This is a genomic window from Pseudomonas silesiensis, assembly GCF_001661075.1.
Taxonomy (GTDB): Bacteria; Pseudomonadota; Gammaproteobacteria; order Pseudomonadales; family Pseudomonadaceae; genus Aquipseudomonas; species Aquipseudomonas silesiensis.
The window spans coordinates 6,632,547-6,652,364 of record NZ_CP014870.1; the positions used below are offsets into that span (position 1 = coordinate 6,632,547).

Genomic DNA, 19,818 nt, shown 5'->3' on the forward strand with positions numbered 1-19,818 from the left:
ACACCGCTTTCGCGAGCAAGCCCGCTCCCACAGGGAATTTGTGTTTGTCGGGCTTCCCGCTACAGCCACCCATACTCAGCCATGGACAGCGGCTCGCCATCGCCGATGATGAAATGGTCGAGCACCCGCACATCGATCAGGTCCAGCGCCTCCTGCAGGCGCTTGGTCAGCGTGCGGTCGGCCTGGCTGGGGCTGGTATTGCCCGACGGGTGATTGTGGCAGAGGATCAATGCTGCGGCGTTGTGGGCCAGGGCCCGCTTGACCACCTGCCGGGGATGGACACTCGTGCTGTCGATCGAGCCGCGAAACAACGCCTCGAAGGACAGCACTTGGTGCCTGGAGTCCAGAAACAGACAGCCGAACACCTCATGCGGCTCGTGGCGGAGCATCGACTTCAGGTAGTCACGAACCGCCTGCGGATTTTCCAGTGCCGGTTTCTGGCGCGCACGCTCGGCCAAATGCCGTCGGCCCATTTCCTGTGCTGCTTGCAACTGAGCGAATTTCGCCGGCCCAAGCCCCAACTGCCTGCTGAACGCGGCCTGATCGGCCTCCAGTAGCGAGCGCAGGCTGCCAAACTGAATCAAAAGGTGTCGCGCCAGGTCTACCGCGCTTCTGCCGGCCACGCCGGTTCGTAAAAAAATGGCCAACAGTTCGGCATCCGAAAGACTCGCCGCCCCCAGCTCAAGCAATCTCTCCCGCGGCCGCTCGGCCGCCGGCCAATCACGAATACTCATAACACCTCCCTGGAATATGGGCGCCGCTGTTCCGTAGCGGTCGCTGTGATATCGTAGCCCATCTTTTTTGCGGGCGATTTCATCCCTGGGGAGGGGGTATCGCCATGCAGTCATCAACGAAATGAAAGGCAGACCTATGCAGCGGCTGTATCGGAAACGCATCGTTCTGGGCGTCGGCGGTGGCATTGCTGCCTACAAAAGCGCCGATCTGGTTCGCCGCTTGATCGACCAGGGCGCCGAAGTGCGCGTGGTCATGACCCGCGGCGGCAGTGAGTTCATTACCCCGCTGACCATGCAGGCCCTCTCCGGGCACCCGGTCCACCTCGACCTGCTGGACCCTGCGGCCGAAGCCGCCATGGGCCACATCGAGCTGGCCAAATGGGCCGATCTGGTGCTCATCGCCCCCGCCACCGCGGACCTGATGGCTCGCCTGGCCCAAGGCATTGCCGACGACCTGCTGACCACGCTGGTGCTGGCCACCGACGCCGTGGTTGCCGTCGCCCCGGCAATGAACCAGGCGATGTGGCGCGATCCGGCCACCCAGGCCAACCTGCAAACCCTCGAAGACCGCGATATCAAGGTCTTCGGCCCGGCCTCCGGCAGCCAGGCCTGTGGTGACGTCGGCCTGGGCCGCATGCTCGAAGCCATCGAACTCGCCCAATGCGCGGCGGACTGCTTCCAGCGCCAGGCGCTGACCGGCAAACACGTGCTGATCACCGCCGGCCCGACCCAGGAAAACATCGACCCGGTGCGCTACATCACCAACCACAGCTCGGGGAAAATGGGCTTTGCCCTGGCCGAAGCCGCGGTAGAAGCCGGCGCCCGTGTGACGCTGATCACCGGCCCGGTACAACTGCCGACGCCGGATCGCGTCACCCGCATCGACGTGGTCAGCGCTCGCGACATGCTCGCCGCGTGTGAAGCCGCGATCCCCTGCGACCTGTTCATCGCCTCGGCAGCAGTCGCAGACTACCGTCCGGAAGTCGTTGCCCCTCAGAAACTCAAGAAAGATCCTACGAACGGCGACGGCTTGTTACTACAGATGGTGCGTAACCCGGACATCCTGGCCACCATTGCCACTCGCCCTGACCGTCCGTTCAGCGTCGGTTTCGCCGCCGAAACCGAACACCTGCTCGACTACGCTGCCCGCAAGTTGAAGGACAAGAATCTCGATTTGATCGTCGCCAACGACGTCGCCAACCCGAGCATCGGCTTCAACAGCGAAGAAAACGCCTGCAGCGTGATCGACCGCGAGCTACATGCCACACTTTTCGCCCAGACCAGCAAGAGCAAGATTGCCCGCCAGCTGATCACTTTTATCGCCGAACGTCTGAACCAGGTTTAATTTACATGCACGCTTTGCAAGCCAAGATCCTCGACCCCCGCATCGGTACCGAATTCCCGCTGCCGCAGTACGCCACGCCCGGCTCCGCCGGCCTCGACCTGCGCGCCATGCTGGAAAAAGACACCGTCATCAAGCCGGGCGAAACCCTGCTGATCCCTACCGGCCTGTCGGTGTACATCGGCGACCCGGGCCTGGCAGCGTTGATTCTGCCGCGCTCCGGCCTGGGTCATAAACACGGCATCGTGCTGGGTAATCTGGTCGGTCTGATCGACTCCGATTACCAAGGCCCGCTGATGGTGTCGTGCTGGAATCGTGGTCAATCCGATTTCAACATCGTGGTCGGCGAACGCCTGGCCCAGCTGGTGTTGGTCCCGGTGGTTCAAGCGCACTTCGAGATGGTCGAAGAGTTCGTCGAAACCCAGCGCGGCACCGGTGGTTTCGGGCATTCCGGCAGCCACTGAAATCACCCAGGTCTGTTGTGGCGAGAGACCTTGTTCCCTCGCCACAGGTACGGCACCCGGTGAAATTTGCACAAAGTTCATCTGGAAGGTTTACGGCTCAAAATCAAGGCATTGGCCGGTGATTCCCTCGCAATTGCAGGTGGCATGGCCTTTACACACCACGAACTCTCTGCCGAAAACACCGTCATACCCTTCAGTTTGAGCCAGCCGGCGAGTTTTTCACCGGCAGGTCCAGCCACTTTCAAGATGGAGCATTCCCAGTAATGAGCACCCCGGCAAACGTCGCACCCAAGTTCCCCGACAGCATCTTCCGCGCCTACGATATTCGCGGCACCGTCCCGGAATTCTTGAACGCTGAAACCGCTTATTGGCTTGGTCGCGCCATCGGCTCCCAGAGCCTGGCCCAGGACGAACCCAACGTTTCGGTTGGCCGCGACGGACGCCTGTCCGGCCCGGAACTGGTAGAACAACTGATCAAAGGCCTGGCCGACAGCGGCTGCCACGTCAGCGACGTCGGCCTGGTGCCAACCCCTGCGCTGTACTACGCCGCCAACGTACTGGCCGGCAAATCCGGCGTCATGCTGACCGGCAGCCACAATCCGTCGAATTACAACGGCTTCAAGATCGTCATCGCTGGCGATACCTTGGCCAACGAACAGATCCAGGCCCTGCACGATCGCCTCAAGACCAACAACCTGAGCAGCGGCCAGGGCACCATCACCCAGGTCGAGATCCTCGATCGCTACAACACTGAAATCGTCCAGGACATCAAACTCGCCCGCCGCTTGAAGGTGGTTGTCGACTGTGGCAACGGCGCGGCCGGCGTGATCGCCCCGCAGCTGATCGAAGCCCTGAACTGCGAAGTCATCCCGCTGTTCTGCGAGGTGGACGGCAACTTCCCGAACCACCATCCGGATCCGGGCAAGCCTGAAAACCTGGTGGACCTGATCGCCAAGGTCAAGGAAACCAACGCCGACCTGGGCCTGGCCTTCGATGGCGACGGCGATCGCGTCGGCGTAGTGACCAACACCGGCAGCATCGTTTACCCGGATCGCCTGCTGATGCTGTTCGCCCGCGATGTCGTGGCGCGCAACCCGGACGCGGAAATCATCTTCGACGTCAAATGCACCCGCCGCCTGACCCCGTTGATCAAGGAATACGGCGGTCGTCCGCTCATGTGGAAGACCGGTCACTCGCTGATCAAAAAGAAAATGAAACAAACCGGCGCCCTGTTGGCCGGTGAAATGAGCGGCCACATCTTCTTCAAGGAGCGCTGGTTCGGTTTCGACGACGGCATCTACAGCGCCGCGCGCCTGCTGGAGATCCTCAGCAAGGAAAAATTCACCGCGGAAGAGCTGTTTGCGACCTTCCCGAACGATATTTCTACGCCGGAAATCAATATCCATGTGACCGAAGAGAGCAAATTCAGCATCATTGATGCATTGCACGACGCGAAGTGGGGCGAAGGCGCTGACCTGACCACCATTGACGGCGTGCGAGTCGACTACGCCAAAGGCTGGGGCCTGGTTCGCGCCTCCAACACCACGCCGGTGCTGGTGTTGCGCTTCGAGGCCGATGACGAGGCTGAATTGCAACGCATCAAGGATGTGTTCAAAGTCCAGTTGAAGCGTGTTGCACCTGATCTCCAACTACCGTTTTGATTTATTGAAGCGCCCTTTATCGAAGTGCCGGAGCCCTGAATGACCCTCGAACGCGAAGCCGCCGCCAACACCGCCAAGGTCCTGTCCGAAGCGTTGCCTTACATCCGCCGCTATGTCGGCAAGACGCTGGTGATCAAATACGGCGGCAACGCGATGGAAAGCGAGGAGCTGAAAACCGGCTTCGCCCGCGATATCGTGCTGATGAAAGCCGTGGGCATCAACCCGGTGGTGGTTCACGGTGGCGGCCCGCAAATCGGCGACCTGCTCAAGCGCTTGTCGATCGAGAGCCATTTCATCGATGGCATGCGCGTCACTGACGCGCAAACCATGGACGTGGTGGAAATGGTCCTCGGGGGCCAGGTCAACAAGGACATCGTCAACCTGATCAACCGTCATGGCGGCAGCGCCATCGGCCTGACCGGTAAAGACGCCGAACTGATTCGCGCGAAAAAACTCACCGTGACCCGTCAGACGCCAGAGATGACCCAGCCGGAGATCATCGACATCGGCCAGGTGGGCGAGGTGGTCGGAATCAACACCGACCTGCTGAACCTGCTGGTCAAAGGCGACTTCATCCCGGTGATCGCGCCAATCGGTGTCGGCGCCAACGGCGAGTCCTACAACATCAACGCCGACCTGGTGGCGGGTAAAGTGGCGGAAGCGCTGAAGGCTGAAAAGCTGATGCTGCTGACCAACATCGCCGGCCTGATGGACAAGTCGGGCACGGTCCTGACCGGCCTGACCACCCAGCAAGTCGACGAACTGATCGCCGACGGCACCATCTACGGTGGCATGCTGCCGAAGATCCGGTGCGCGCTGGAAGCGGTGCAAGGCGGCGTGGGCAGTTCGCTGATCATCGATGGCCGGGTACCGAATGCAATTCTGCTGGAGATCTTCACCGATACTGGTGTGGGTACTTTGATCAGCAATCGCAAGCGTCACTAAGCGATAGCGCCTACAAAAAGACCCCGCGCAGCCTGGCTGAGCGGGGTCTTTTTTTGCCTACGCAATCCCTGTGGGAGCGAGCTTGCTCGCGATGAGGCCTTCACATTCAGCATAGATGTGACTGAAAAACCGCCATCGCGAGCAAGCTCGCTCCCACAAGGGATTGTGGTCAGACGCCAAACTGGGCGCGGTACGCTTCTACGGCAGGCAGGTGTTGCTTGAGCTGCGGATCATCCGCGAGGAATTCGAGCACCTGATTCAGCGAAACAATGCTGATCACCGGAATGCCGAAGTCGCGCTCCACCTCCTGGATCGCCGACAACTCGCCGTTGCCACGCTCTTGGCGATTCAGCGCGATCAGCACACCCGCCGCCTTGGCGCCGTCCTGGGAAGCGATGATCTGCATCACCTCACGGATCGCGGTACCCGCAGTGATCACGTCGTCGATGATCAGCACGTCGCCGGTCAATGGCGCGCCGACCAGGCTGCCGCCTTCGCCGTGGGCCTTGGCCTCCTTGCGGTTGAAGCACCATGGCAAATCACGCTCATGGTGTTCGGCCAGAGCCACTGCAGTGGTCGCTGCCAGGGGGATGCCTTTGTAGGCCGGACCGAACAGTACGTCGAAGGGAATGCCGCTCTCGACGATGGCTGCGGCATAGAAGCGACCCAGCTGCGCCAGGGCCTTTCCTGAGTTGAACAGGCCGGCGTTGAAGAAGTAAGGACTGGTGCGTCCGGACTTCAGGGTGAACTCGCCGAAGCGCAAAACGCCGCGATCGATGGCAAAACGAATGAAATCGCGCTGATACGCTTGCATGAAAAAAACCCCAAATACCACGGATTTAGCTAATTAGGTTGACGCCGTGTATCATACACGCACGCGATTTTTGGGGCCATTTATGCGGATCATCAGTGTGAACGTCAATGGTATTCAGGCTGCAGTGGAGCGAGGGTTGCTCAGTTGGCTGCAAGCACAGAATGCCGACGTCATCTGCCTGCAGGACACCCGCGCCTCCGCCTTTGAACTGGACGATCCAGCCTTCCAACTGGATGGCTACTTCCTTTATGCCTGCGAAGCCGAAGTTCCCGCCCAGGGTGGCGTGGCTTTGTATTCGCGGTTGCAACCGAAGGCAGTCATCAGCGGTCTCGGCTTCGAGACGGCCGACCGCTACGGGCGCTACCTGCAAGCCGATTTCGACAAGGTCAGCATCGCGACCTTGCTGCTCCCTTCGGGGCAGAACGGCGATGAAGACTTGAACCAGAAGTTCAAGCTAATGGACGATTTCGCCCGTTATCTGGATAAACAGCGACGCAAGCGGCGCGAGTACATTTATTGTGGCTCGCTGTACGTGGCGCAACAGAAGCTGGATATCAAGAACTGGCGCGACAGCCAGCAATCCCCGGGCTTCCTGGCACCTGAACGTGCCTGGATGGACGAGATTGTCGGCAATATGGGGTATGTCGACGCCCTGCGTGAAGTCAGCCGTGAAGGTGACCAGTACAGCTGGTGGCCGGACAACGAACAGGCGGAAATGCTCAACCTCGGTTGGCGTTTCGACTACCAGTTGCTGACCCCGGGCTTGCGCCGATTTGTACGCAGCGCACGCTTGCCACGCCAGCCGCGATTCTCGCAGCACGCACCGCTGATCGTGGACTATGACTGGACGCTGACCATCTAGTTTTTCGCTGGCGCACCAGCCAACGCGAGAAAACGGTGTGAACCGGGCCATCTGCTGGCCGATGACAGGAAACGCCCGTATCGCGAGATACGGGCATTTTTCTTATGCAGCGGCGAAGAATGGCAGTGCCAGGTACAACTTGATCACAATGACATTAACGATATCGATGAAAAAAGCCCCCACCATTGGCACCACAAGGAACGCTATCTGTGAAGGTCCGTAGCGCTGTGTCACCGCTTGCATGTTAGCGATGGCCGTTGGCGTGGCACCCAGTCCAAAACCGCAATGCCCTGCTGCCAGTACGGCGGCGTCATAGTTACTCCCCATGACCCTGAACGTCACGAAAATCGCAAACAGCGCCATGACCAACGTCTGCGCAGCCAGAATGATGAAGATCGGCAAAGCCAGCGACGCCAGATCCCACAGTTTGAGTGACATCAACGCGATCGCCAGAAACAGCGACAAGCTGACATTCCCCAGCACCGAAACTTCACGCTCGAACACCTGATACAAACCCAGTGCTGAAAGTCCGTTGCGTAAAACAACACCCACGAACAAGACGCAAACAAAGGTAGGCAACTCAAATGCGCTTCCGTGGAGCAGTCCATTCAGAAGAGAACCTGCCAGCAGGCTGACCGCGATCAACGCAAGTGTCTCGATAAACGAAAATGGCGTGATCGAGCGCTCTTTATTCGGCTGCTCAAAACCTTTTGGCACCCTTGGCTTTTCTTGCTCAATGCAGCCAGGTACTTGTGTACGCTTGATCAGCAGGCGAGCGACCGGCCCACCAATCAAACCACCCAGCACCAATCCAAACGTCGCGGAGGCCATTGCAAGCTCAGAGGCGGACGCCAGACCGTACTTCTCACTGAATGTTGCGCCCCACGCTGCGCCCGTGCCGTGGCCGCCCGCCAAGGTAATCGAGCCGGTCAGCAGGCCCATCAGAGGATCGAGCCCCAGCGCCGTTGCGAGACCGATACCCATGGCATTCTGCACCACTAGTAGGCCGATGACCGCCAGCAGAAAAACCCCCACTACCCGTCCGCCTTTTTTCAGGCTGGCGAAATCTGCGCTCAAGCCAATGGTGGCGAAAAACGCCAACATCAACGGCGTTTGCAACGAAGTATCAAATCGGACTTCTACATCGAAGCTTCGCAAAGCCAAGAGAGCCAAGGCCACCACCAGGCCACCTGCTACAGGTTCGGGGATGTTATAGGCGCGTAAAAAACCAATACGTGTAACCAGTCCGCGCCCCAGCAAAAGCACTAAAGAGGCGGCTACCAGTGTTCCATAAAAATCGAGTTGAACCATTGGGATTATTCTTGGATATATATTCAGGGGCGAACTTTTTACCTGGACACGCCTCTTGAACAGGTTGACTGTTCTCAACACTGATTAATTTTAGATTCAAGGACCTTCAATGGTTTGAATATGTCGAAATATTTCATGAAATATTTCGTGAGGGCAACTTTATCAACCACCAAGTCTTATTGCCAAGCATATAGACAGCACTGTCACTGTGCAGTTGTGACTAAAAGTGTAAGATCCAGCGGTGCTCTTCGCGACAAGTAGCTTGCGACACTAATTGTCGTAGATGGCAAGTGACATACATAACCAGAAACATTTATCCAACTTCAGAATAGCAAATCTCCCCAATTTACTTTAAATGGCAAACCGGGCTGACGGCCTGTTAAAGGCACTGGCTTTTAGTGGGTGAGGGTTTGCCCCCCTGAGACGTTGAATATTATTTGATCAGGCGCCACGTGAACGGGTACCGATACGGAAACCCTTCATTAGCTTTCACCCCGGCAATAATCGTCAGCACCACCGCACCAATCGCCACCAGCCCGATCAGGAAGAACCCGACGACCACCACCATCAGCAAGAAGGAAATGCCGGTGGCGATCGCGACGGTGATCTGGAAGTTCAGCGCCTCCTTGCCCTGCGCGTCGATAAACGGGTCCATCTCGCGCTTCATCTGCCACAGAATCAGCGGGCCGATCAGCGTACCGAACGGAATCCAGATCCCCAGCAAGGCGGACAGGTGACAAAACATCGCCCATTGCCGAACCTCTTTGCCCGGCGTGGGAAGCAGCTGTTGCTCGTCACTCATAACGTCCTCCTTGCCTGGATCGGGTTCGATCAGTCGGCCAGCGCCGCCTTCTGCAGCTCGAAGATTTCGCTCATGCCTTTCTTCGCCAGTTCCAGCATGGCGTTCAGCTCTTCAGGCTGGAACGGCGCACCTTCGGCAGTGCCCTGGACTTCGATGAAGCCGCCGGTGCTGGTCATCACCACGTTCAGGTCGGTCTCGGCAGCCGAGTCTTCCAGGTAGTCGAGATCGAGCACTGGCTCGCCTTGATACATGCCGACCGAAACCGCAGCGATCATCTGCTTGAGCGGGTCGCCGCCTTTCAGGCCGCCGCGCTTCTTGATCACTTTCAAGGCGTCGACCAGTGCAACCATGGCACCGGTGATGGACGCCGTGCGGGTGCCGCCATCAGCCTGGATCACGTCGCAGTCGACGTACAGGGTGACGTCGCCCAGCTTGGACATGTCCAGCGAGGCGCGCAGGGAGCGACCGATCAGACGCTGGATCTCCAGGGTGCGACCGCCTTGCTTGCCACGGCTCGCTTCACGCTGGTTACGCTCGCCGGTGGCGCGCGGCAGCATGCCGTACTCGGCGGTCAGCCAGCCCTGGCCCTGGCCCTTGAGGAAGCGCGGCACGCCGTTTTCGACGCTGACGGTGCAGATGACCTTGGTATCACCGAACTCGACCAGTACAGATCCCTCGGCGTGTTTGGTGTAGTTGCGGGTAATGCGGATCGAGCGGAGCTGATCGGCAGCGCGACCACTTGGACGTTTCATAGGGAATACCTGTACGGGGGACGGAAAACTGCCGAGCATTATAGAGCCGTGGGCCGCGCCTGGGCACTTCTAAAAAATACAGCCGACGACTGAAGGCCCGCAATAGAGCATAGCCGACGGCCTGCAGGTCTTTGTCACACGGTGTGTTTGGGCGCATCCGCCCCACTGCGCTACAATCCTGCGCCTTTGCTGCCTCTGGGCTTAAATTCATTAGATCGGGTCTGCGAAACCTTTGGTAACGCACGAACCTGAATTGCGAGGTACCTCCATGGTGCACAGCATGACCGCCTTCGCCCGCGTCGAGAAAGCCGGTGCCCAAGGCACCCTGAGCTGGGAACTGCGCTCGGTCAACAGCCGCTACCTGGAGCCGCACTTGCGCCTGCCGGAATCGTTTCGCGACCTCGAAGGCGCGGTTCGCGAAGCGCTGCGCCAGGGAATCTCCCGCGGCAAGCTCGAGTGCACTTTGCGCTTCACCGAAGAAAACACCGAAAAAACCTTGCAAGTGAATTGTGAGCGCGCCGCGCAATTGGTCGCGGCTGCCGAGACCATCGCCGGCCTGATCAAGAATCCGGCCGCACTGAATCCGCTGGAAGTCCTGGCCTGGCCCGGCGTACTGGTGGGCGACGCCACCGACCCGCAAGCCATGAGCGCCGAAGCACTGACGCTGTTCAACGAAGGCTTGAAAGAGCTCAAGGCCGGCCGCGAGCGCGAAGGCGCGGAGCTGGCGCGGTTGATCAACGATCGCCTGACCTCCATCGAGGAAGATGTGGTGACCCTGCGTGTACTGGTCCCGCAGATGCTCGCCACCCAGCGCCAGAAAGTCCTCGACCGCTTTGCCGACATGAAGGCCGAGATGGATCCGCAGCGACTGGAACAGGAAATGGTCATGCTCGCTCAGAAGAGCGACGTCGCCGAAGAACTGGATCGCCTGAGCACCCACATCATCGAAGTTCGCCGGGTGCTCAAGTCCGGTGGCGCTGCCGGTCGGCGCCTGGACTTCCTGATGCAGGAGCTCAACCGCGAAGCCAATACATTGGGCTCCAAGGCCTTCGACCCGCGCAGCACCCAGGCGGCGGTCAACCTCAAGGTGTTGATCGAGCAGATGCGCGAACAAGTACAGAATATTGAGTAAGGCAAACCCGACATGACCCACAGCACCGGCACCCTGTACATCATTTCCGCCCCCTCGGGCGCGGGCAAGAGCAGCCTGGTCAAAGCCCTGACCGACGCTGACCAGGAGATCCGCGTCTCCGTTTCCCACACCACCCGCGCCATGCGCCCCGGTGAAGTGAACGGCGTGAACTATCACTTCGTCGAACGCGGCGAGTTCGTGAAGATGATCGAGCACGGGGATTTCCTCGAGCGCGCCGAAGTGTTCGGCAACCTCTACGGGACCTCGCAAAGCCACCTGCAGCAGACGCTGGACGAAGGCCACGACCTGATCCTGGAAATCGACTGGCAGGGCGCGGAACAAGTGCGCAAGTTGATGCCCCAGGCCCGCTCGATCTTCATTCTGCCGCCGTCTCTGCAGGCCTTGCATCAGCGCTTGACCAATCGCGGTCAGGACAGCGACGAAATCATCGCCGGGCGGATGCGCGAAGCCGTCAGCGAAATGAGCCACTACGTTGATTACGACTACCTGATCATCAACGACGATTTCGCCCATGCACTGCGTGATTTGCAAGCGATTTTCCGTGCCAATCAGCTGCATCAGAAGCGTCAGCAGCAGCGCAACGGAAAACTTTTGGCCGAATTGCTTGGCTGAACAGCTCTTCCCAAAACTGCTTCAACGGCTTTACATTGGCACTTATAGCGCGTTGAAGAGGCTGGTCAAAAAATCAGCGCTTCCCTAAACGCTGGTGATTTTTTAAACTGTCGAGTCCGCTCGCCCAACCGGGCAGCGCGCATATTGCATTCGCTCCGAGGAATACCATGGCCCGCGTAACTGTTGAAGACTGCCTGAACCACGTGGAAAACCGTTTTGAGCTGGTCATGCTGTCCACCAAACGTGCCCGTCAACTGGCCACCGGCGGCAAAGAGCCACTGGTTCAGTGGGAAAACGACAAGCCTACCGTGGTAGCGCTGCGTGAAATCGCTGAAGGCCTGATGAGCTACGAGTTCATCGCCAACGCTGAAATCGTCGAAGACGAACCGCTGTTCGCAGCGTTCGAGGACGAGTCCAACGAGGCCGTCTAAGCCATGCCTGGTCGACGTAGCACGGCGCGGGGTCACAACGAACGGCAGGAATTATCATGCCGAGCATAGACGCCCTCGCCGCTCGCTTATCGACCTACCTCGGCAAGGACCAGGTCAACCTGGTCCGCCGAGCGTACTTCTACGCCGAACAAGCCCACGACGGCCAGCGCCGCCGTAGCGGTGAGGCGTACGTCACGCATCCTCTTGCGGTGGCGAATATTCTTGCCGACATGCACATGGACCATCAGAGCCTGATGGCGGCCATGCTGCATGACGTGATCGAAGACACCGGGATTGCCAAGGAAGCGCTTCAGGCGCAGTTCGGCGAAACCGTGGCCGAACTGGTCGACGGGGTCAGCAAACTGACCCAGATGAACTTCGAGACCAAAGCCGAAGCCCAGGCGGAAAACTTCCAGAAAATGGCCATGGCCATGGCACGCGACATTCGCGTGATCCTGGTCAAGCTGGCCGACCGCCTGCACAACATGCGCACCCTGGAAGTGCTGTCCGGCGAAAAGCGCCGGCGCATCGCCAAGGAAACCCTGGAAATCTATGCGCCCATCGCCAATCGGCTGGGCATGCACGCCATCCGCATAGAATTCGAAGACCTCGGTTTCAAGGCCATGCACCCGATGCGTTCCGCGCGGATCTACCAGGCGGTCAAGCGCGCCCGGGGCAACCGCAAGGAAATCGTCAACAAGATCGAGGAATCCCTCAGCCACTGCCTGGCCATCGACGGCATTCAGGGCGAGGTCAGCGGTCGCCAGAAACACCTCTACGGCATCTACAAGAAAATGCGCGGCAAGCGTCGGGCTTTCAACGAGATCATGGACGTCTATGCGTTCCGGATCATCGTCGACAAGGTCGATACCTGCTACCGCGTGCTGGGTGCCGTACACAACTTATATAAACCACTGCCCGGGCGCTTCAAGGATTACATTGCGATCCCCAAGGCCAACGGTTACCAGTCGCTGCACACTACGTTGTTCGGCATGCACGGTGTTCCGATCGAGATCCAGATCCGCACCCGTGAAATGGAAGAGATGGCCAACAACGGCATTGCCGCCCACTGGCTGTACAAATCCAGCGGCGACGAGCAGCCCAAAGGCACTCACGCCCGCGCACGCCAGTGGGTCAAGGGCGTGCTGGAGATGCAGCAACGCGCCGGCAACTCGCTGGAATTCATCGAGAGCGTGAAGATCGACCTGTTCCCGGACGAGGTCTACGTGTTCACGCCCAAGGGCCGGATCATGGAGTTGCCCAAAGGCTCCACGGCGGTCGACTTCGCCTACGCGGTGCACACCGACGTGGGCAACAGCTGCATTGCCTGCCGGATCAATCGTCGTCTCGCACCGCTGTCCGAACCGCTGCAAAGCGGCTCCACGGTCGAGATCGTCAGCGCGCCCGGCGCTCGCCCGAATCCGGCATGGCTGAACTTCGTGGTGACTGGCAAGGCGCGGACCCACATCCGCCATGCGCTGAAACTGCAACGCCGCTCCGAGTCCATCAGCCTTGGCGAACGCCTGCTGAACAAAGTCCTCAACGGTTTCGACAGCTCCCTGGACAAAGTCCCGGTCGAGCGCGTCAAGGCGATGCTCACCGAGTACCGCCTGGAATTGATCGAAGACCTGCTCGAAGACATCGGGCTGGGCAATCGCATGGCCTATGTCGTCGCACGTCGCCTGCTCGGTGAAGGCGAACAGCTGCCCAGCCCGGAAGGTCCACTGGCGATTCGCGGCACCGAAGGCCTGGTGCTCAGCTATGCCAAGTGTTGCACGCCGATCCCGGGCGACCCGATTGTCGGTCACCTGTCCGCGGGCAAAGGCATGGTCGTGCACCTGGACAACTGCCGCAACATCAGCGAAATCCGTCACAACCCGGAAAAATGCATCCAGCTCTCGTGGGCCAAGGATGTCACCGGCGAATTCAACGTCGAACTGCGCGTCGAGCTGGAACACCAGCGTGGCCTGATCGCGCTGCTGGCCAGCAGCGTCAACGCGGCCGACGGCAATATCGAAAAAATCAGCATGGACGAACGCGACGGTCGTATCAGCGTGGTCCAACTGGTGGTCAGCGTGCACGACCGCGTACACCTGGCCCGTGTGATCAAGAAACTGCGCGCCCTGACCGGGGTGATCCGCATCACCCGCATGCGCGCGTAGCCCATCCATTACAAGGAGTCATTCATGACCAAGACTGTTATCACCAGCGACAAGGCCCCGGCCGCCATCGGTACTTACTCCCAGGCGATCAAGGCTGGCAACACCGTTTACATGTCGGGCCAGATCCCCCTGGACCCAAAAACCATGGAACTGGTCGAAGGCTTCGAAGCCCAGACCATCCAGGTGTTCGAGAACCTCAAGGCCGTGGCCGAAGCCGCCGGTGGTTCGTTCAAGGACATCGTCAAACTGAACATCTTCCTCACCGACCTGAGCCACTTTGCCAAGGTCAACGAGATCATGGGCAAGTACTTTGACCAGCCTTACCCTGCCCGCGCCGCCATCGGCGTAGCCGCCCTGCCGAAGGGTTCGCAGGTTGAAATGGATGCCATCCTGGTCATCGAGTAAATGCATACGGCGCAGCCCTTGACGGGCTGCGCTGCTGATGCTGAAAAAAAGCGTTCAGAAAGGATTCCACCATGCGCCAAGCGCTTGTTCTCTCGCTGCTTGCCCTGTTCTTGGGCGGATGTGCCAGCAACCCTGCCGACCGCGACATCAGCGGCACCTGGATCAACCAGGTGGCGATCGATGCTGCATCCAGAGGCGGTCCCCTGCGTGAAGCGCTCCAGGCCTATGGCCCGAACCTGGAGTGGGACGTCAACACCAAGGCCGCTCAGGCCCGCTACACCAACGGTTTTGAAAACGTCGACGGCAAGCTGCTGGGCGAAACGTCCGGCGCCTGGAAAGTCGACTTTTATGGCAGTGCCGGTAGTGAACTGAAGCGCGATGGCAAGCAATTGAGCCAGGCCGCCGGCGAGAACGAGCCGGAACAGGTCTTCGATCGTGCACAGGTTCAGGTACCGGACGGCGCGCCACTTGGCGCCAGTTTCGAACGCGCGCTGTATTCCTCTTATATGGGTGGCAGCTGGAAAGTCATCAACGGGCCCGGCGCAGGCAACACCGTGCAATTCCAGGCCGACGGCCAGGTTGCCGGTTTGCCGGGGGCGGATCGTTATGCCCTGTGCCTGGCGGGTGATTGCGCTTCGATGAGCGGCGGAAACGACAACATGTGGCTGCAACTGAACGGCCAGGGCAATACCTGGATCTTTGCGCGCAAGGGCAAGGAACTGGAAATTCTGCAGGCGGTGAACACGGCGCATACGGACGAAATGCCGCAGTTCACGCCGGGCGCGCGCAAGTGGCTGCTGGAGAAGCAGTGACCCGGATCAAAGGTCAACGCAAAACCCAATGTAGGAGCGAGGCTTGCCCGCGAAGGCGATATAACAGCCGACATAGATGCTGGTAGTTATGACGCCTTCGCGGGCAAGCCTCGCTCCTACAGTGTCGTGGGTGTCTGGATTTCAGCAGCGGCCTTCAAGAATCGCGGCATACCCTTCGCGATAGCTTGGATACTTCGGCACCCACCCCAACGCCTTTACCCGGGCATTGCTGCACTGCTTGCTGCCCGTACGACGCACGCTCGCATCCTCAGCCCACTCCGTCACGCCCAGATACTCACGCAGCCAGTCCACCACTTGCGCCAGGGGCGCAGGGGCGTCGTCCACGCCGATATAAACCTCATCCAGCCCCACGCCGCGTCGATCCGCCTCCAGCAGAAACGCCAACAACCCCGCCGCGTCGTCAACATGAATCCGGTTGCCATACAACGGCGGATCGGTCGCCACGCGATACCCTCGACGAACCTGGGTCAGCAACCATTCACGGCCCGGACCGTAGATGCCGGTCAGGCGCACGATGCTGGCGGGGATCCCGCTTTGCAGCGCCACTTGCTCTGCCTCCAGCATCAAACGACCCGAGTAGCCCGCGGAAATGGTCGGTGAAGTCTCATCCACCCACTCCCCTTCCTGCTGACCGTAAACACTGCTGCTGGACACGAACAACACCCGCCTTGGCTGCTGGCCATTCTGCTTCAGCCAACCCAGCACATGCTTTAAACCCTCGACGTAAGCGGCGCGATAGCCTGCTTCATCGTGGTCGGTGGCGGCAGCGCTGTACACCAGATAATCCAGCGGACCGGTGGGCCAGTCAGCCGGGCACTGCTCGCTGAACAAGTCACCGGCAACACCGATGACCCCGGCCGGCAACCGCGACACACTGCGACGCAGACCATAAACCTGCCATCGTTCGCCCAGCAATTGCGTGGCCAGACGACTGCCGACATCACCGCAACCGGCGATCAAAACAGTGGGTGCGGACATCAGAAAACTCCTATCGCAAAGCCACAGACTAGCGCCGGCAATGGACGAGCGGCTAGTAATGCAGGAAAAAAAGATACTCTATTACTTTTGTTAACAAGAATTACTTGCAATAATGCCTGCCACTTTTGTTCTCGGCCTCACGAGGCCTGGAAGAACATTTACCTTTTTCTTTCTCAGGTCCGGCCAGCATGACACGCAATCAATTCCCCGCTTCGCCAACCAAACGACCTCGCGCCTGGAGCGCGGTGGCCGCCCTGCTGCTCAGCCTGATGCTGGCGCCAACCGCCGCTTTCGCTGACGCACAAGCGCCAGCCTCCCCTGCCGCTACAGCTGCGGCACCTGCCGATCAAGCACCCGCTGTCGCGCCTGCCGCGACACCAGCCGCAACTGACCCGGCCCAAGCTGTAGATACCACCGCCGAAGACGCTCCTGAAGTCCTCGAAGCCGACAACACCCTCGGCATGGCCCACGACCTGTCACCATGGGGCATGTACCAGAACGCCGACATCATCGTGAAAATCGTGATGATCGGCCTGGCCATCGCTTCGATCATCACCTGGACCATCTGGATCGCCAAGGGCTTCGAGCTGATGGGCGCCAAGCGTCGTCTGCGCGATGAGATCGTCCGCCTGAAAAAGGCCACCACGCTCAAAGAAGCCAGCGCGACCGCCACCAAGGCTGGCACCCTCGCCAACCTGCTGGTCCACGATGCGCTGGAAGAGATGCGCCTGTCGACCAACAGCCGCGAGAAAGAAGGCATCAAGGAACGCGTCGCCTTCCGCCTCGAGCGCCTGGTTGCCGCCTGCGGTCGCAACATGAGCAGCGGCACCGGCGTGCTCGCCACCATCGGTTCCACCGCGCCGTTCGTCGGCCTGTTCGGTACCGTATGGGGCATCATGAACAGCTTCATCGGCATCGCCAAAACCCAGACCACCAACCTTGCGGTCGTGGCACCCGGCATTGCCGAAGCGTTGTTGGCGACTGCGTTGGGCCTGGTGGCCGCCATTCCAGCGGTGGTGATCTACAACGTGTTCGCCCGCTCCATCGCCGGTTACAAGGCGCAGGTATCTGACGCGTCGGCAGAAGTCTTGCTGCTGGTCAGCCGCGACCTCGACCACCAGCCTGAGCGCAGCTCGCAACCGCACATGGTGAAAGTGGGGTAATCGGCCATGGGCCTGCATTTGAAAGAAGGCGCAGACGACGATCTGGCCGAGAACCACGAAATCAACGTCACGCCCTTCATTGACGTGATGCTGGTGCTGTTGATCATCTTCATGGTGGCCGCGCCGCTGGCCACCGTGGACATCAAGGTCGACCTGCCCGCTTCCACTGCCAAACCGGCGCCACGGCCAGAGAAACCGGTGTTCCTCAGTGTGAAAGCTGACCAACGCCTGTTCCTCGGCGAAGAAGAAGTGAAAGCCGAATCGCTGGGTGCCACGCTGGACGCCCGAACCAAGGGCAAGAAAGACACGACGATCTTCTTCCAGGCCGATAAAGGCGTGGACTACGGCGACCTGATGAGCGTGATGGACAACCTGCGCTCTGCCGGCTACCTGAAGGTCGGCCTGGTCGGTCTCGAGACGGCAGTCAAGAAATGATCACGACGCGCCATAAGCTGACGCGTTACGGCGGGAGCCTGGCCGTGGTGCTGGGCGTCCATGCGCTGGCCATTGCGCTGGCACTGAACTGGACGTCGCGCCCACCGATCGAGCTGCCGCCGCAGGCGATGATGGTCGAGTTGGCGCCAATTCCGGCACCGCCACCACCGGCACCGCCCAAGGTGATAACGCCGCCACAGCCACCCGCACCGGTGGAAGAACTGCCAATCCCGAAACTGACGGAAGCGCCGAAAGCCGAGATTGCCGTGCCGAAGCCGGTCAAACCCAAGCCCAAGCCTCAACCGCCCAAGCCAGTGGAGAAAAAACCGGAACCGCCGAAGGAAAAACCTTCCGAGGAAAAACCGGCCGACACCCAACCGACCCAGGCACCGACGGAGAAATCCGCACAACCGGCACCGGGACCTTCGGCGGCGCAGCAAGCGGCCAAGGCCAGCTGGCAAGGCACCCTGCTCGCCCATCTGGCCAAGTACAAGAAGTACCCGGCCAGTGCACAGGCGCGGAATAAGGAAGGTCTGAACCGCCTGCGCTTTGTGGTGGATGGCGAAGGTAATGTGTTGTCGTTCGAGCTGGTGGGCCGTTCCGGCAACGCCGATCTGGACCGGGCCACCCTGGAAATGATCCGCCGCGCCCAGCCGCTGCCCAAGCCTCCGGTCGACATGTTGACCAATGGCGCCATCGAAATCGTTGCGCCCTTTGTTTACTCGCTGGAAAAGCGCCGGCGCTAATGCGTCACACAAAAACCTGTGGGAGCGGGCTTGCCCGCGATGAGGCAGGAACATCCAGCAACTTTGTTGAATGTTAAACCGCTATCGCGGGCAAGCCCGCTCCCACAAGGTTCTCCTCCAGTCGCAAGACTCGAACCACAAAGGCGCCCGAAAGGTGCCTTTTGCATACCCGCCAGCGGCAAACACGCATCGCCCAGTGTCACGCAACACATTCAGTCTGATAACGTGCGTCTATCGATTGCAGCCGGTATGCTTGGCCCGCAACTTCATGGACGCTAGCTATGACCCTCACAGAATTACGCTACATCGTTACCCTCGCCCAAGAGCAGCACTTCGGCCACGCGGCCGAGCGTTGCCATGTCAGCCAGCCGACGCTGTCGGTGGGTGTGAAAAAGCTCGAGGATGAACTCGGTGTGCTGATTTTCGAGCGCAGCAAGAGCGCCGTGCGCCTGACACCGGTCGGCGAAGGCATTGTGGCCCAGGCGCAAAAAGTCCTGGAACAGGCCCAAGGCATCCGCGAACTGGCCCAGGCCGGCAAGAACCAGCTGACCGCACCGCTGAAAGTCGGCGCCATCTACACGGTCGGCCCGTACCTGTTTCCGCACCTGATTCCACAACTGCACCGGGTCGCCCCGCAGATGCCGTTGTACATCGAAGAAAACTTCACCCACGTGCTGCGCGACAAACTGCGCAACGGCGAGCTCGACGCGATCATCATCGCCCTGCCGTTCAACGAAGCCGACGTGCTGACCTTGCAGCTCTACGACGAGCCGTTCTACGTCCTGATGCCGGCCCAGCACCCGTGGACGCAAAAGCAATCCATCGACGCCGCCCTGCTCAACGACAAGAGCCTGCTGCTGCTTGGCGAAGGCCACTGCTTCCGTGATCAAGTGCTGGAAGCCTGTCCGACCCTGGCCAAGGGCAACGACGGCGCCAAGCACACCACAGTGGAATCCAGCTCGCTGGAAACCATCCGTCACATGGTCGCTTCCGGCCTGGGCATCTCGATCCTGCCGCTTTCCGCGGTCGACAGCCATCACTACGCCCCCGGCGTGATCGAAGTGCGCCCTTTGTCGCCCCCGGTGCCGTTCCGCACTGTGGCCATCGCCTGGCGCGCGAGCTTCCCGCGGCCCAAAGCCATCGAGATCCTCGCCGACTCCATTCGCCTGTGCTCGGTGGCCAAGCCGCCAGCGCCGGTAGTTGCCGGTTAAGC

The 19,818-nt window shown here is 60.0% G+C and carries 20 protein-coding genes and 1 pseudogene; 15 read left to right on the forward strand and 6 right to left on the reverse strand.

Annotation, left to right across the window (positions count from 1 at the left end; all coding sequences use genetic code 11):
- Positions 1-59 precede the first annotated feature (59 nt).
- Complete coding sequence (gene radC / locus PMA3_RS29500; RefSeq protein WP_064680433.1) at positions 60-734, reverse strand: RadC family protein; 675 nt, start codon at positions 732-734, stop codon at positions 60-62.
- Between the two features lie 136 nt (positions 735-870).
- Here radC and coaBC point away from each other — a divergent pair, with 136 nt between their 5' ends.
- The 4 genes and pseudogenes from coaBC (at position 871) to argB (ending at position 5,146) form a co-directional block, all read left to right on the forward strand.
- Positions 871-2,079: a bifunctional phosphopantothenoylcysteine decarboxylase/phosphopantothenate--cysteine ligase CoaBC gene (gene coaBC / locus PMA3_RS29505; RefSeq protein WP_064680434.1), complete on the forward strand. Its 1,209-nt coding sequence runs from the start codon at positions 871-873 to the stop codon at positions 2,077-2,079.
- Between the two features lie 5 nt (positions 2,080-2,084).
- Positions 2,085-2,540 carry a dUTP diphosphatase gene (dut, locus tag PMA3_RS29510; RefSeq protein WP_064680435.1) on the forward strand — a complete coding sequence of 152 codons (456 nt, stop codon included), beginning with the start codon at positions 2,085-2,087 and terminating at the stop codon, positions 2,538-2,540.
- Positions 2,541-2,797: 257 nt separating this feature from the next.
- Positions 2,798-4,201, forward strand: a pseudogene (locus PMA3_RS29515) (phosphomannomutase/phosphoglucomutase); the annotation flags it as partial.
- A 39-nt stretch (positions 4,202-4,240) separates the two neighbouring features.
- A complete protein-coding gene (argB, locus tag PMA3_RS29520; protein WP_010465204.1) occupies positions 4,241-5,146 on the forward strand; it encodes an acetylglutamate kinase in 906 nt (301 codons plus the stop codon).
- A 169-nt stretch (positions 5,147-5,315) separates the two neighbouring features.
- Here argB and pyrE read toward each other — a convergent pair whose 3' ends face one another.
- Positions 5,316-5,960 (reverse strand): orotate phosphoribosyltransferase, encoded by a 645-nt coding sequence (gene pyrE, locus PMA3_RS29525; RefSeq protein ID WP_064680437.1) that lies wholly within the window; start codon positions 5,958-5,960, stop codon positions 5,316-5,318.
- A gap of 82 nt (positions 5,961-6,042) precedes the next feature.
- Between pyrE and PMA3_RS29530 the strand changes: the two genes are divergently transcribed.
- Entirely contained in the window at positions 6,043-6,822 is a 780-nt protein-coding gene (locus tag PMA3_RS29530; protein ID WP_007934608.1) for an exodeoxyribonuclease III, read from the forward strand.
- Between the two features lie 102 nt (positions 6,823-6,924).
- On the opposite strand, the gene gltS is transcribed toward PMA3_RS29530, so the two are convergent.
- From gltS to rph, 3 genes are all read right to left on the reverse strand, one after another.
- Positions 6,925-8,133, reverse strand: a complete 1,209-nt coding sequence (gene gltS, locus PMA3_RS29535) for a sodium/glutamate symporter (RefSeq protein ID WP_064680438.1) — start codon at positions 8,131-8,133, stop codon at positions 6,925-6,927.
- Between the two features lie 433 nt (positions 8,134-8,566).
- A complete protein-coding gene (locus tag PMA3_RS29540) occupies positions 8,567-8,935 on the reverse strand; it encodes a DUF4870 domain-containing protein (protein ID WP_064680439.1) in 369 nt (122 codons plus the stop codon).
- Between the two features lie 29 nt (positions 8,936-8,964).
- Entirely contained in the window at positions 8,965-9,687 is a 723-nt protein-coding gene (gene rph, locus PMA3_RS29545; RefSeq protein ID WP_046045041.1) for a ribonuclease PH, read from the reverse strand.
- 268 nt (positions 9,688-9,955) lie between these two features.
- On the opposite strand from rph, the gene PMA3_RS29550 reads away from it, so the two are divergent.
- The 6 genes from PMA3_RS29550 (at position 9,956) to PMA3_RS29575 (ending at position 15,262) form a co-directional block, all read left to right on the forward strand.
- Positions 9,956-10,819, forward strand: coding sequence for a YicC/YloC family endoribonuclease (locus tag PMA3_RS29550; RefSeq protein ID WP_064680440.1), 864 nt, complete (start codon positions 9,956-9,958; stop codon positions 10,817-10,819).
- 12 nt (positions 10,820-10,831) lie between these two features.
- Positions 10,832-11,452: a guanylate kinase gene (gene gmk / locus PMA3_RS29555; protein WP_064680441.1), complete on the forward strand. Its 621-nt coding sequence runs from the start codon at positions 10,832-10,834 to the stop codon at positions 11,450-11,452.
- Positions 11,453-11,619: 167 nt separating this feature from the next.
- The gene (rpoZ, locus tag PMA3_RS29560) at positions 11,620-11,883 is read left to right on the forward strand and encodes a DNA-directed RNA polymerase subunit omega (protein ID WP_007894670.1); all 264 of its coding nucleotides are present in this window, start codon (positions 11,620-11,622) and stop codon (positions 11,881-11,883) included.
- Positions 11,884-11,939: 56 nt separating this feature from the next.
- Entirely contained in the window at positions 11,940-14,045 is a 2,106-nt protein-coding gene (gene spoT, locus PMA3_RS29565; protein ID WP_064680442.1) for a bifunctional GTP diphosphokinase/guanosine-3',5'-bis pyrophosphate 3'-pyrophosphohydrolase, read from the forward strand.
- A 24-nt stretch (positions 14,046-14,069) separates the two neighbouring features.
- A complete protein-coding gene (locus PMA3_RS29570; RefSeq protein WP_015097371.1) occupies positions 14,070-14,450 on the forward strand; it encodes a RidA family protein in 381 nt (126 codons plus the stop codon).
- A 71-nt stretch (positions 14,451-14,521) separates the two neighbouring features.
- Positions 14,522-15,262: a hypothetical protein gene (locus tag PMA3_RS29575; RefSeq protein WP_064680443.1), complete on the forward strand. Its 741-nt coding sequence runs from the start codon at positions 14,522-14,524 to the stop codon at positions 15,260-15,262.
- Positions 15,263-15,403: 141 nt separating this feature from the next.
- Here the strand turns inward: PMA3_RS29575 and PMA3_RS29580 are convergent, their stop codons facing one another.
- A complete protein-coding gene (locus tag PMA3_RS29580; protein ID WP_064680444.1) occupies positions 15,404-16,261 on the reverse strand; it encodes an SDR family oxidoreductase in 858 nt (285 codons plus the stop codon).
- Positions 16,262-16,449: 188 nt separating this feature from the next.
- Here PMA3_RS29580 and exbB point away from each other — a divergent pair, with 188 nt between their 5' ends.
- The 4 genes from exbB (at position 16,450) to PMA3_RS29600 (ending at position 19,816) form a co-directional block, all read left to right on the forward strand.
- Positions 16,450-17,424 carry a tonB-system energizer ExbB gene (gene exbB / locus PMA3_RS29585; protein WP_064680445.1) on the forward strand — a complete coding sequence of 325 codons (975 nt, stop codon included), beginning with the start codon at positions 16,450-16,452 and terminating at the stop codon, positions 17,422-17,424.
- Between the two features lie 6 nt (positions 17,425-17,430).
- A complete protein-coding gene (exbD, locus tag PMA3_RS29590; protein WP_064680446.1) occupies positions 17,431-17,859 on the forward strand; it encodes a TonB system transport protein ExbD in 429 nt (142 codons plus the stop codon).
- Positions 17,856-18,605, forward strand: coding sequence for an energy transducer TonB family protein (locus tag PMA3_RS29595; RefSeq protein ID WP_064680447.1), 750 nt, complete (start codon positions 17,856-17,858; stop codon positions 18,603-18,605). Before exbD ends, PMA3_RS29595 begins: the two co-directional genes overlap by 4 nt.
- Positions 18,606-18,886: 281 nt before the next feature.
- Positions 18,887-19,816 (forward strand): hydrogen peroxide-inducible genes activator, encoded by a 930-nt coding sequence (locus PMA3_RS29600; RefSeq protein WP_064680448.1) that lies wholly within the window; start codon positions 18,887-18,889, stop codon positions 19,814-19,816.
- The last annotated feature ends 2 nt before the right edge of the window (positions 19,817-19,818 follow it).

Coding starts and splice junctions, on each gene's coding strand:
- PMA3_RS29570 (WP_015097371.1), top strand. CDS start 14,070: ATGACCAAGACTGTTATCACCAGCGACAAGGCCCCGGCCGCCATCGGT.
- argB (WP_010465204.1), top strand. CDS start 4,241: ATGACCCTCGAACGCGAAGCCGCCGCCAACACCGCCAAGGTCCTGTCC.
- coaBC (WP_064680434.1), top strand. CDS start 871: ATGCAGCGGCTGTATCGGAAACGCATCGTTCTGGGCGTCGGCGGTGGC.
- PMA3_RS29575 (WP_064680443.1), top strand. CDS start 14,522: ATGCGCCAAGCGCTTGTTCTCTCGCTGCTTGCCCTGTTCTTGGGCGGA.
- exbB (WP_064680445.1), top strand. CDS start 16,450: ATGACACGCAATCAATTCCCCGCTTCGCCAACCAAACGACCTCGCGCC.
- gltS (WP_064680438.1), bottom strand. CDS start 8,133: ATGGTTCAACTCGATTTTTATGGAACACTGGTAGCCGCCTCTTTAGTG.
- rph (WP_046045041.1), bottom strand. CDS start 9,687: ATGAAACGTCCAAGTGGTCGCGCTGCCGATCAGCTCCGCTCGATCCGC.
- PMA3_RS29595 (WP_064680447.1), top strand. CDS start 17,856: ATGATCACGACGCGCCATAAGCTGACGCGTTACGGCGGGAGCCTGGCC.
- pyrE (WP_064680437.1), bottom strand. CDS start 5,960: ATGCAAGCGTATCAGCGCGATTTCATTCGTTTTGCCATCGATCGCGGC.
- PMA3_RS29600 (WP_064680448.1), top strand. CDS start 18,887: ATGACCCTCACAGAATTACGCTACATCGTTACCCTCGCCCAAGAGCAG.
- PMA3_RS29580 (WP_064680444.1), bottom strand. CDS start 16,261: ATGTCCGCACCCACTGTTTTGATCGCCGGTTGCGGTGATGTCGGCAGT.
- PMA3_RS29540 (WP_064680439.1), bottom strand. CDS start 8,935: ATGAGTGACGAGCAACAGCTGCTTCCCACGCCGGGCAAAGAGGTTCGG.
- PMA3_RS29550 (WP_064680440.1), top strand. CDS start 9,956: ATGGTGCACAGCATGACCGCCTTCGCCCGCGTCGAGAAAGCCGGTGCC.
- dut (WP_064680435.1), top strand. CDS start 2,085: ATGCACGCTTTGCAAGCCAAGATCCTCGACCCCCGCATCGGTACCGAA.
- rpoZ (WP_007894670.1), top strand. CDS start 11,620: ATGGCCCGCGTAACTGTTGAAGACTGCCTGAACCACGTGGAAAACCGT.
- exbD (WP_064680446.1), top strand. CDS start 17,431: ATGGGCCTGCATTTGAAAGAAGGCGCAGACGACGATCTGGCCGAGAAC.
- radC (WP_064680433.1), bottom strand. CDS start 734: ATGAGTATTCGTGATTGGCCGGCGGCCGAGCGGCCGCGGGAGAGATTG.
- spoT (WP_064680442.1), top strand. CDS start 11,940: ATGCCGAGCATAGACGCCCTCGCCGCTCGCTTATCGACCTACCTCGGC.
- PMA3_RS29530 (WP_007934608.1), top strand. CDS start 6,043: ATGCGGATCATCAGTGTGAACGTCAATGGTATTCAGGCTGCAGTGGAG.
- gmk (WP_064680441.1), top strand. CDS start 10,832: ATGACCCACAGCACCGGCACCCTGTACATCATTTCCGCCCCCTCGGGC.